At 61.8% G+C, this 10426-nt stretch carries 11 protein-coding genes; 4 read left to right on the plus strand and 7 right to left on the minus strand.

The annotated features are described in order from the left end of the window. The first annotated feature begins 83 nt into the window (after positions 1 to 83). From ACLP9N_RS25260 to ACLP9N_RS25275, 4 genes are all read left to right on the plus strand, one after another. Positions 84 to 1271 (plus strand): thiolase family protein, encoded by a 1188-nt coding sequence (locus ACLP9N_RS25260; protein ID WP_442389283.1) that lies wholly within the window; start codon positions 84 to 86, stop codon positions 1269 to 1271. A 1-nt stretch (position 1272) separates the two neighbouring features. Further along, positions 1273 to 1686, plus strand: a complete 414-nt coding sequence (locus ACLP9N_RS25265; RefSeq protein ID WP_442389281.1) for a Zn-ribbon domain-containing OB-fold protein — start codon at positions 1273 to 1275, stop codon at positions 1684 to 1686. 33 nt (positions 1687 to 1719) lie between these two features. Continuing rightward, positions 1720 to 1914: a ferredoxin gene (locus ACLP9N_RS25270; RefSeq protein ID WP_442389279.1), complete on the plus strand. Its 195-nt coding sequence runs from the start codon at positions 1720 to 1722 to the stop codon at positions 1912 to 1914. A gap of 187 nt (positions 1915 to 2101) precedes the next feature. After that, complete coding sequence (locus ACLP9N_RS25275) at positions 2102 to 2860, plus strand: TetR/AcrR family transcriptional regulator (RefSeq protein WP_442409944.1); 759 nt, start codon at positions 2102 to 2104, stop codon at positions 2858 to 2860. A 373-nt stretch (positions 2861 to 3233) separates the two neighbouring features. On the opposite strand, the gene ACLP9N_RS25280 is transcribed toward ACLP9N_RS25275, so the two are convergent. The 7 genes from ACLP9N_RS25280 to ACLP9N_RS25310 all read right to left on the minus strand — a co-directional run bounded on the left by ACLP9N_RS25280 (position 3234) and on the right by ACLP9N_RS25310 (position 10262). Further along, positions 3234 to 4361, minus strand: a complete 1128-nt coding sequence (locus ACLP9N_RS25280) for an NAD(P)H-dependent amine dehydrogenase family protein (RefSeq protein WP_442409945.1) — start codon at positions 4359 to 4361, stop codon at positions 3234 to 3236. A gap of 146 nt (positions 4362 to 4507) precedes the next feature. Beyond that, complete coding sequence (locus ACLP9N_RS25285; RefSeq protein ID WP_442409946.1) at positions 4508 to 5689, minus strand: acyl-CoA dehydrogenase family protein; 1182 nt, start codon at positions 5687 to 5689, stop codon at positions 4508 to 4510. Between the two features lie 346 nt (positions 5690 to 6035). Further along, positions 6036 to 6860: an enoyl-CoA hydratase-related protein gene (locus tag ACLP9N_RS25290; protein WP_442409951.1), complete on the minus strand. Its 825-nt coding sequence runs from the start codon at positions 6858 to 6860 to the stop codon at positions 6036 to 6038. A gap of 117 nt (positions 6861 to 6977) precedes the next feature. Beyond that, positions 6978 to 7382, minus strand: a complete 405-nt coding sequence (locus tag ACLP9N_RS25295; protein ID WP_442409947.1) for a nitroreductase/quinone reductase family protein — start codon at positions 7380 to 7382, stop codon at positions 6978 to 6980. A 265-nt stretch (positions 7383 to 7647) separates the two neighbouring features. Beyond that, a complete protein-coding gene (locus ACLP9N_RS25300) occupies positions 7648 to 8706 on the minus strand; it encodes a 2Fe-2S iron-sulfur cluster-binding protein (RefSeq protein ID WP_442409948.1) in 1059 nt (352 codons plus the stop codon). Further along, positions 8703 to 9275 (minus strand): TetR/AcrR family transcriptional regulator, encoded by a 573-nt coding sequence (locus ACLP9N_RS25305; protein ID WP_442409949.1) that lies wholly within the window; start codon positions 9273 to 9275, stop codon positions 8703 to 8705. The genes ACLP9N_RS25300 and ACLP9N_RS25305 overlap by 4 nt, the downstream gene beginning before the upstream one ends. 6 nt (positions 9276 to 9281) lie before the next feature. Next, complete coding sequence (locus tag ACLP9N_RS25310) at positions 9282 to 10262, minus strand: Rieske 2Fe-2S domain-containing protein (protein WP_442409950.1); 981 nt, start codon at positions 10260 to 10262, stop codon at positions 9282 to 9284. Positions 10263 to 10426: the final 164 nt, after the last annotated feature.

Here is a 10426-nt window from a genome sequence, read left to right on the forward strand (position 1 = left end):
ATCGTATACAGATATCTGTATAACGGTATATTGTGCCTTTATGGTCGCCAGGGTGATCCTGGACCAGCTTCCGGAAGGATAACGTGACAACGACATCGCGCGCGGTAATCGTGGCCGCCGCCCGGACTCCGATCGGCACAGCTCGCAAAGGTGCGCTCGCGAGGGTGGACGCGGCCGCGTTAGTCAAACCGGTGTTATCGGCAGTCGTCGAGCGCTCCGGCCTTGACGGCGAGGATTTCGACGACTTGCTGCTGGCCGAGGTGTATCAGGGTGGCGGTGACCTTGCCCGCTATGCCGCCCTCGAAGCGGGCCTGGTGAGCCTGCCCGGGGTTGCGCTTAACCGCCAGTGCGCGTCGAGTCTGACCGCTATCGCGCTGGGCGCCGGGCAAATTGCTGCAGGCATGAGTCGCGCGGCGCTCGCCGGTGGTACCGAGTCGATTTCAACCGCGCCCATCGGCCGCAAACGTAAGCCGTTCACCAACGGCAAAGCGGCCGATGATTACCTCGACCCGTGGTTCTCGTACTCCCACCCACCAACTCCTGATGCACCTGCGATGGACATGTCGATCACCGTCGCCCACAACTGCGCTCTGCAATTCGGCATCACCCGCCAGACCCAGGACGAATGGGCCCTACGCAGCCATCAACGGGCGGTGAAGGCCATCGATGACGGGGCTTTCAGCCAGGAGATCGTCCCGGTCGCGGTGCCCCAGGTCGACGGCAGCACGAAAGCATTTGACCAGGACGAACATCCTCGCCGCGGCACGACGCTGGAATCGCTTGCCGCCCTTAGGGTGTTGCACCCTGAGATCGACGGGTTCACCGTCACGGCGGGCAACTCCTCCGGCCTCAACGACGCCGCGGCGGTCGTGGCACTTGCAGCTCCGGACAGCGCCGCAGAGCCGTTGGCCAGTGTGCTGTCTTGGGCGTCCGTTGGTGTGCCACCGAACCAGACAGGCAGCGGCCCGATCAAGGCCATTCCACGGGCACTAGAGCTCGCGGGACGCAAGATCGAGGATGTGGCCCTCTTCGAGATCAACGAGGCATTTGCCGCGCAGGCCGTCGCCTGCACTCGGGAGCTCGGCCTGGATGAGGAAATCGTCAACGTGTACGGCTCGGGCATCAGCCTCGGTCATCCGATCGCGGCCACCGGGGCGCGCATGGTGACCTCGGCCATCTATGAACTGCAGCGCCGCGGCGGCGGCATCGGTGTGCTGTCGATGTGCGCCGGGGGCGGAATGGGTTCAGCGATCGTGATCGAGGTGAACTGACGTGGCTGCCCTGATCGCAGAAGGGCTTTTCCGGGTCGACGACGACCGGGTGATCTTATTGGGTTCGCGGCGGCAAAGCAGCGGGGTGGTGAAGTTTCCCGCCGAGCAGTCCGAGTTGTTCGACGGTGAAGATGACATCAAGCCGATCGAATTATCAACCCACGGAACGTTATTCACGTTCACCACGCAGGAATTCGCGCCCCCACCGCCGTACAAGGGGAAACGCAACTCCGACGAGTTCCGGCCGTATGTCGTCGGCTATGTCGAACTGGCCGAGGGCCTGCTGGTGGAGACTTTGATTGTGGACGCCGAGATCGAACATCTGCACATTGGCCAGTCGATGCGCTCCACCACGACGACGTTGGAGACGACAACCGGTGAGAGCCTGCTGACTTTCGCGTTCACCCCGGCCTGACAACGATCTACCACAAGCAATGGAGGTTACCGCATGAAGGTGAGACTCGATCAGTCAAAGTGCACAGGCCACGCACAGTGTTACGCAGTGGATCCCGCGACCTTCCCCATTGACGAGTCGGGCTACTCGACGTTGGAAGACCACCACGTAGATCTTGCGGACGAGGACATCACCCGCCAAGGCGTGGAGGCGTGTCCGGAGCAGGCCCTGACCCTCGAAGAGGACTGATGGGTCGGTCGGTAAACTGCACACCGTTGTGCACGACGTCGGCGCCCATTGCGCGGATCACTCTCGAAGTGACTGGACCCCGTGAACTAGTCCACGGCGAACGAGAGTCGTTCGTTGGTGGGTACAGCTGGCAGCGTAGCGGGCCGGCGGCCCGTAGCCCAGGGCCGGATGCTGGCGGTGGCACCGCGTGACACGACGCCGGCTCAAGCCGCACGAGCGCCGCGAACAGCTACTTGACGCCGCAGCCGCGATGTTCGCCGAAAAGCCCTATGTAGATGTATGGGTGGGGGACATCGCCGCTCACGAAGGTGTGTCGCGAGCGACGATGTATCACTATTATCCGAGCAAGCGAGACTTATACGTCGCGATATTAAAGCGGGCCAGTGGTCGGTTTTTGGCGCGCGCCGACCCTGATCGGCTGCTACCGCTGGCAGAACAGCTTGCCGCCGGACTGCATGCCCACATTCAATCGTTGGTCGATCATCCCTTTGAAGCAGTCGCGATCAACCGCGGCGCGTTGTCGGATGACCCGGAAATCCAGGCGATCATCGCTGAAGAGCTCAGCGTCGTGGGCCAACTGCTGACCGATCAACTTGTCGTGCAGGGACATCGGCGCGATGCCACCGAGATCGCCGTCGAGGGCTGGTTGGCGTTCGTTCGCGCAGCCTGCGTGAAATGGATACAGTCGCAGAACATCTCGCGGGCTGACCTCACCGACATGTGTCTGCGCGCATTCGAGTGCGTTCTCGATATCTCCACCCCAACAAGCCGCTTGCGTGCCCGGATGTACGGGGTTATGCAATCTCCGGCGACCACTTTGCTGATTCGCAAATCACAGCGCGCAACCTTGGCTCGGGTCCCAGGTACAGACATCGGTCATGACACAACTCGGCTGGCCGCCTTATTAACTCCTCGCTCGCTATTCACGAATAGGAAAGGTTCGTGACCGACCCCGTGCACTGGCCCAAGCGAACCAGAGGTTCTGGCCTTCGCCTCGGAGCGAAGATGCTGGCTTACGGTCGCGATCGTCACCCGAAGTCCGAAATGTCAAGTTGGTGAATTAATTTCGAGGGCCGTTCGGTACCCCGGCCGAGATTAGCTGTGCCGCGCCGTGGACTGCGCACAGCTGTGCGTCGGGAGCCCCGCTGCTAGACACCGGATCTTCGATCACGCTGTGATCTGGTGACTCGATCACGGGGGAGGGGAAGCGGTAGGTGACTGGCGAGTTCTGCTGTGGTGGAACCTGGTTCAAGGTAGCGGACAACACCACCGCTAGTTGACCGCCGGCGACGGGCAGTCGGCCATGTCGGCCCTTCGCGCTACGAGGCGAGCAGGCCGCGCCCAATGATGTATCCGAGATCAACAACGGTCTTGATGCCCGGCTCCGCGACGACGACGTGCGGGACGGCATGTATAGCATGCATGGCGGTACCGAGATTCTCCTTGTCGGTGTAGTCGTCACCCTTATTCAGGCCGATTTCGGCGTGCATCTTGAAGGTCGGATCACCGTCGATGGATAAGTGCCATCCCTCGCCCTGCGGCCACTCTGGCGCAAGATCGTCGCGCATACGGACATAGTTGCCAGCGCGTATTACCTGTTTGCCGTTCACCAATCCGGCGGCCCATATATGCATCGCGGCTGCGCTGCCCTTCACGATCGGCCCGGACGCCACCTCGAAACTGTCGGGAGCTGCCTTCACGGTACGTCCGGCCTCTATCGAATCCAGTTCGATACCTAGGGAATCGGCGACTAACTGCACAGGCGCCCCGTAGATGGTCTTGATCATTTCGGGGTTAGCCAAGGGCACGTTCGGATCGTCGGGCGGGAGCCCGAAGCCACATGCGGAGACCATCTGCGCACTCGCATACAGAGCGTAATTACAGGATTCGGCGACATCTATGAAGTCGATCTGACGGAAGAGTCCCGAAAGGCTCACCGGGAGAATGTCGTGGAGGAATCCGGGTGCGATGCCTGTTCCGTGCAGCGTGGTTCCGCCCTCTTTGCACGCGGTTTCGATGCGCATAAACTTCTCGGGCCCCAGCACCCGCGGGCAGGTCAACGCGATAAGCGAGGTCGTCACAACGTTTTTGCCCGACGCCAGCATTGCGCAGATGTCGTCGATCGTTCCGTCGGGATCGGGTTCACCGAGCGCATGGTGGAGTACGCAATCGGCGTCTAACGCCAGAATCGCGTTCTTGTCCGTCGTGGCGTTGACGCCGATCGATTTGGCAGCCGCGATTTCACCGATATCACGGCCGTCTTTCTTCGGGTCGTAAACGAGTGCTCCTACGATGTCGAACTCCGAGTTACGGTCGGCCAGTGCCCGGATTGAGTGACGGCCCACCTCCCCGGTGCCCCACACGACGACTTTGTAAGTCACTGCTTTTCCTCCTTTAATTTGCCTGATTTCGGCGCATTGAGCCACCATCGACACCCTGGTCAGCACCTACACGTACCGGAAGTTCTGCACGATTGCCGATTTCTCGAAATGCCCGGCGCTCGCAGTGCATTGACATGAAACCCACCTTGTCCACAACGAGATTCGCAGCCTGAAGTCGTCCTGAGACCGCAGCGGGCTGACGCATCGCATCGTCACAGGTAGGGCAGCAGTATGTTATTCGGTTCGACTCCGAGTAAGGCTTTGCCGTACGACTCGGTTCCGGTATTGGTCGCTGCTAGGGCATGGCGGGTGATCACGTTGATATCGCGCCAGAAAAGCTGGAGATCGTTGGATCCGACGAATGCGCTCGTCCCATAGACCGTTAACAGCGCGTCTGCCGCCTGGCGAAGCAGGTCAACGGCGAATCCGTGCTCACCGCGGGAACGGGCCCGATCGGCGATCGTAATCAATTCCCGGTCAACGGCCTTGCGGTCCAACTGGGCCGCCGACTCGTACATGATGAGCTTGGCCGCATGGATCTGCAGCGCCGCTTTGGCCAATTCCGACTGCGCCACCGCGGAATCGCTGATTTGTTGATAACCCGTGTAGGTAATCCCACGCAAGGGGGCGGCCTTTTGCACCATCTCCAGCATGCCCTCGGCAGCTCCCAAGGCCACCGCGGTGTTACTCCCGACCAGCAGCGCCCACAGCGGCCAGCAGTCGGTGATCTCGCCGTCTTCGGGAACCGCTTCCCAGGTCTTGTCCATGTTGTATTCAATCGGGACGATCCTGTCTTCGGGAACGAAGGCACCGTCAACCACCACCGTGGCCGATCCGGTCCCCCGCATCCCTGTCACGTCTTTCCAGGTGTCGTCGATCTTGAAGTCGGAGGAAGGAACGACGATCGTTGCCCCCGATACGATCTCGCCGGCGCCGTTCTTGACCGCGACAGCGCCCAGAGCCCACTTGGCGTGATAACAACCGGTCGAGAACGGCCATCGCGCCCTGGCCAGATATCCGCCGTCGACCGGCTCGATCTCTCCGCCTAGGCTGATCACACCGCACATCAACGGCGGGAAGCCGTCGACGTAGATCTCATCCTTGACGTACTGCGGAAACTTGTTGGCATAGAAGCTTGACGCGCCCAAGATGCCGTGGAGCCAGCCTGCGGCCGGGCTGACCCGCGAAATCATGTGCGTTACTTTCTGATACGTCGTCCACGACGCCCCAAGACCGCCCTTGTTCTTCGGCATGATGATGTCAAACAGGCCGTTGTCTTTCATGGCCTGGACGCATTCGTCCGAGAAGCGCGCATCGCGTTCGGCATCGGCCGCATGCTTCTTGAAGAGGGGAAGGAGCTCCCGCGTTCTGTCGAGCAGCTCCTCGGCGATCAACTCGTCGAAGCCGGCTTTCACGTCTGTGTGCATAGCGTCCTCCTGGCCTGCGCGTCCCTGGGACTGCAGGTATAGGCCCAAAAATTTGTCTGCCGAGGCAAGCAAAGGCTAGACCGCCTACACACGGTAGTCAAGTGCCTACTTGTCTTTGGTTGATGGACTCAGCCCGCTCGTCGCGGTCGATAAACGCCTTCACCTGATCGTATGTGGCCCAACATGTGAACATGTGACCCTGATTCTGGCCAAGGCCCTCGGGCAGCTGGTGCCACCCGACTGGCATCATCGCTGTTGGTCCGGTGGGATGGAAGCCTGAAATTGCCAAGACGCTTGCGGCCACGCTAAGGGGCTATCGCCAATTCCATTGTGGCGTACGTTTTTCCAAGTAAGCGTTACGTGCCTCACGTGAATCGCTCAGCAGGCTCATCCGGGCGGTATAGTCCTGCTCGAGCCGATACGCCTCTTCTATCGGCATGTCCTCGGCCCTGTCCATGGACTCCTTGGCGATTCGCAATCCAAGTGGGCTTCTGGTGGCGATCTCAGCCGCGAGCGACATCGCCGCCGATGAGAGCCGAGACAGGGGAACAATCTCGGCCGCAGAGCCCATTCGGTACAGTTCGGAGGCGGGCACGCGGTTCCCTCGCAAGGCCATCTCGCGCGCCTTGAACACACCCAGCAGTCGCTGCAGATGGCGATAGCCGCCCGCTACGCCAACGCGGATCTCAGGCAAAGACAGCCATGCCTCTTCGGCGGCGACAACGAGATCACAGCACGCCACCAGCACAGCTCCCGCACCCACAGCGGCACCGTTGAGGGCTGCGACGACGGGCAGGCCTTGCCTTCGGATACTGGCGAAGCAATCGCGCGCAATCCTGCCCGGGTCGATCAAATCGGCCACCGATTCGCCTTCTGCCAATTCATGGCGAACATAACGCCGTTCGGATTCGGCGATATCGGCCCCTGCGCAGAACACACCGTCGCGCGCCGAGGTGAGGATCGCGACCGCTGCGTCGGTTCCGCGGCCGAGTTCACCGAAGACCCAGATGATTTCACGCATCATCGCCGGATTCAACGCGTTCACCGGGGGACGGTCGAGCGTCACCGTCGCGACGGCGCCGGAGATGTCAACCCGCACGAACCGTAGCTGCTCATCCACGGTGGCCTCCCAACGCATAACCGGCGTCGCCTCATGAAGAAATAGCACCACATATGTCGTCTGTGACGGCAGTCAGCGCGCCAATTCCTCGGAAGAGCCGGGCTTAAGGTCCCGGGCTACAAGATCGCTCGCCGATTAGATTGGCTCCAGCGCCACCACGGGCAGTTCTCGTTCGGTACGGGTCTGATAGTCGGCATAGAGGTTCTTTTTGGTTGTCCAGCCCACCGGCTGAACAGTGATGCGCGGCCACAATTGCGCACGCTCGGCCGGGCTGGCTACATGGGCCAGCATCGGCGTACGGGGACCCCCCTGATAAGAAACCTCGACTTTTGGGTTCGCCCGCACGTTGTGCACCCATCCCGGATCGATGTCCGAGCCGGTGCGCGAGCCAACCACGTAGATCACCTCACCGTCCTGAAGTGGCGAGGTCAAAAAAACCGACCGCGGGAGGCCGGTCTTGCGGCCGATCGTCACTAGCTCGAGCACCGGCATGTGGCCGGCGCTGGTGAGCAGCCTGCCGCCGCTGAGCTTCAGCACCATGCGATGAAACCCATTCATCAGTCGGTACAGACGGCTGCTGGGCATGACGGCTCACCTCAGGTGCATATGTCGGAGAATTGGCGCCAGGACCAAGCTGGTCCGCTGGCAGCCAGAAGTTTAAAGGACCTGAGCACCAATAGTCAAGTGTCGGCTTGACTAGCTGGAGTGCGCTCGACACTCCTCGGCCGTAGCTGGGCGGCGCGGCATTGCCGGGGACGTCGACCACGACGGGCACCGGCCGATGAGGGGGGTATCGCGCGTTCATCTATTCGTCGTAGGTGACTTCAACCGAATCGGACCGCGGCTGGGCCTGACAGCCCAGAATCAGCCCCTCGGCGAGATCTCGTTCTTCGAGAACGTCGTTGATCGCCATCTCGACCTCACCGCTCTTCTTGAGCACCGCACACGCGCCGCAGTGGCCCTCGCGGCAGGAGAACGGCGCGTCGAGGCCTTTGTCGAGCAGCACGTCGAGCAGCTTGGCGGTGCGCGGCCAGCGCACCTCATAGCGCTGGCTGTCGAGGGTGACGATCGCGGTGGCCGGCGGTTCTTCGGTGTCGTCTTCTGCAATGACGACAGCTGCGAACGGGTCGGAGTCCAGCGACTTGAACACCTCGACGTGGCTGCGCTCAGCCGGCACCCCGACGCTCTTCAGCGCCTCCTCAGCGGCGGCCATGAAGGGCCCCGGTCCGCAGATATAGGCATCGTGACCGGCATAGGGCGCGGCCAGGCCGGCCAACGCGGTTGTGGTCGGTAGGCCCTGCAGGGTTTCCAGCCAGTGCATGACGATGAGCCGGTCAGGGTACTTGGCCGCCAGTTCGCGCACCCCGGCACCGAAGATGACCGAGGTTTCGTCGCGGTTGGCGTAGATCAGCACAATTTTGCCGGCGCCCTGGGCGAGCACGGACTTGCAGATCGCCATTATCGGGGTGATACCGCTGCCCGCGGCCATCAGCAGGAAATCCGTGTCGAGCGTCTTGGGCACGAACGTTCCCGACGGCGCCAGCACCTGAATTTTCATCCCGGCATGCGCGTGATCGCACAACCAGTTCGACGCATACCCATCGGCGGTGCGCTTGACCGTCACCGTCATCGGGTCGCCGGTGAACGGCGAGCTGCATAGCGAGTAACAGCGGGCCACCGACCCGGTGCGCTCGCTGGGTATCCGCAGCGTCAGGAACTGCCCCGGCGCGTAGCGCAGCTTTCCGGCTGGGATCTGCGCGCCCTCGGGCGCGGTGAACACCAACGAGCGCGCGTCGGTGGTCTCCTCTATGACTTCGGCCACCTGCAGCTCGTGCACGTGGCTACCAAGCGGCTCGCCCGTCATCGCATCAGGTGTATCAGGACTTCTGCATTGGATTGCGCGACCGATTCCGCCGTCATCGCGACGTCGGCAGCGTTGACGAGAAGCCAGCTGCGCTCGAGCATTGCCATGATCGACATTCCCAGCGCCACTTGCGAGCTGAAGTTTCCCGAGCTGCGGGCTGAGATGTGGCCGCCCAGACGTTGCGCCGCCCGCTTATGCACCCGACGAACGGTGGCCCGAAACCCAGGGTCGTTGGGTGAATCCTCGAAGGAGCGGGCGACAAACGCGCCGTTGCGGTCGAGGTAGCCAAAATATCGATCGACCCACCGCCGCACTTCGACCAGCGACGGGGAATCGCTGATCCCGTCGAAAGCGTCAATGACAGTGAGCGACTCGCGATACGTCTGGGTGCCTAACTCAATGAAGAGCTGTTTCTTGTCGTTGAAGTAGTAATAGAAGTTGGCCCGAGTGACGTGCAGCCCCTCCGTGATGTCCGTGACGCGCGTGCCGCTATAGCCTCTGCGTGCGAAGACATTTCGGGCAGCGGCCATGATGGCCTCGCGGGTTACCGCGGACTTGGTCGTCGTCACGACCCGCTACGGTGACGCGGTTGCGGCCTCGGGATAGAACCCGGCCGCCCACTTGCGCAGCTGCAAGAAACCGGCCGCCTCGGATTGCGCCAATGCGGGCGGATCCATGTACTCCTGGTGCTGCCAGATGTTGATGTCGTCGGGTAACGCGACTTTCGCCTGCTCGAGGCGCTTGGCGTAGCTCTCGGCTTCTGAGACCCAGTAGCTAGCGAAGATGTCACACGTGGCGCCGTCGACCGGGGTCGCGTTGATGGCGATCATCCGCACTCCGTCTTGCGTGGTCTCGCCGGTGATGCTGTAGCCGATGCCCGACCAGTACAGCTCGATCGTGTTTCGGTAGTCCCCCGGTCGATCAACGCCGTCTGCCCACCTCTTTCCGAATCCCACTTTGGCGTGCCAGGTGTATTCGTCAGTGGTCTCGGCCAGCACGACCGGGCTGATCGGCGTGCGGTGTACGAACTGGAAATGGTGCGGATCGACGGCGTTCTCGGCGATGATCTGCGGATGCACGTTGACACCGGAGAACAACGGTTGCTCAGCGGGCCCCAGCGGCCGGTTAGTCTGGCTGGTGACTTCGTCCGAGAGCACCTCGTCCCAGGACGGAAGCTGCCACAGCGGGTCGCGACCTCGTGCGTCGTGCCAGACGAAGATTCCTTCGTTGACTCCGACCACCGGCCATGACCGTATCCGCCGCCCGCGGTTGGGCCGTGGCTCATAAGGAATACGCACATTGCGGCCCTCCCCGTTCCACACCCAGCCGTGGAAAGGGCACTGGATACCGTCCTCGACGACACAGCCACCGTAGGCAAGGTTGGCGCCGAGATGCTGGCAGTGTCCGTCCAGAACGTGCACAGCGCCGTCGCGAGCGCGGAACATCACCAAGTCGGTATCGAAATAACGCAGCGGCTTCACGTCGCCGACGGACAAGGTGCTGCTCCACCCGACCTGAAACCAACCGGTGGGCTGCATGCAAGGCAATTCGGCCATGCGTCCATCATGAACAGTTTTGACAGTTCTGTCAAAAATTATTTTCACCGGGACCAAACGCTGCACAGTAGAGCGATGACTTGACTAGTATCCCGAGTGTCATGCGGTTCCATCAGCCTGCCGAGACCTCGAGACCGCAATCAACGGATTCGCAACCCGCAGCT

The sequence above is a fragment of the Mycobacterium sp. genome, from assembly GCF_052144515.1.
GTDB lineage: Bacteria > Actinomycetota > Actinomycetes > Mycobacteriales > Mycobacteriaceae > Mycobacterium.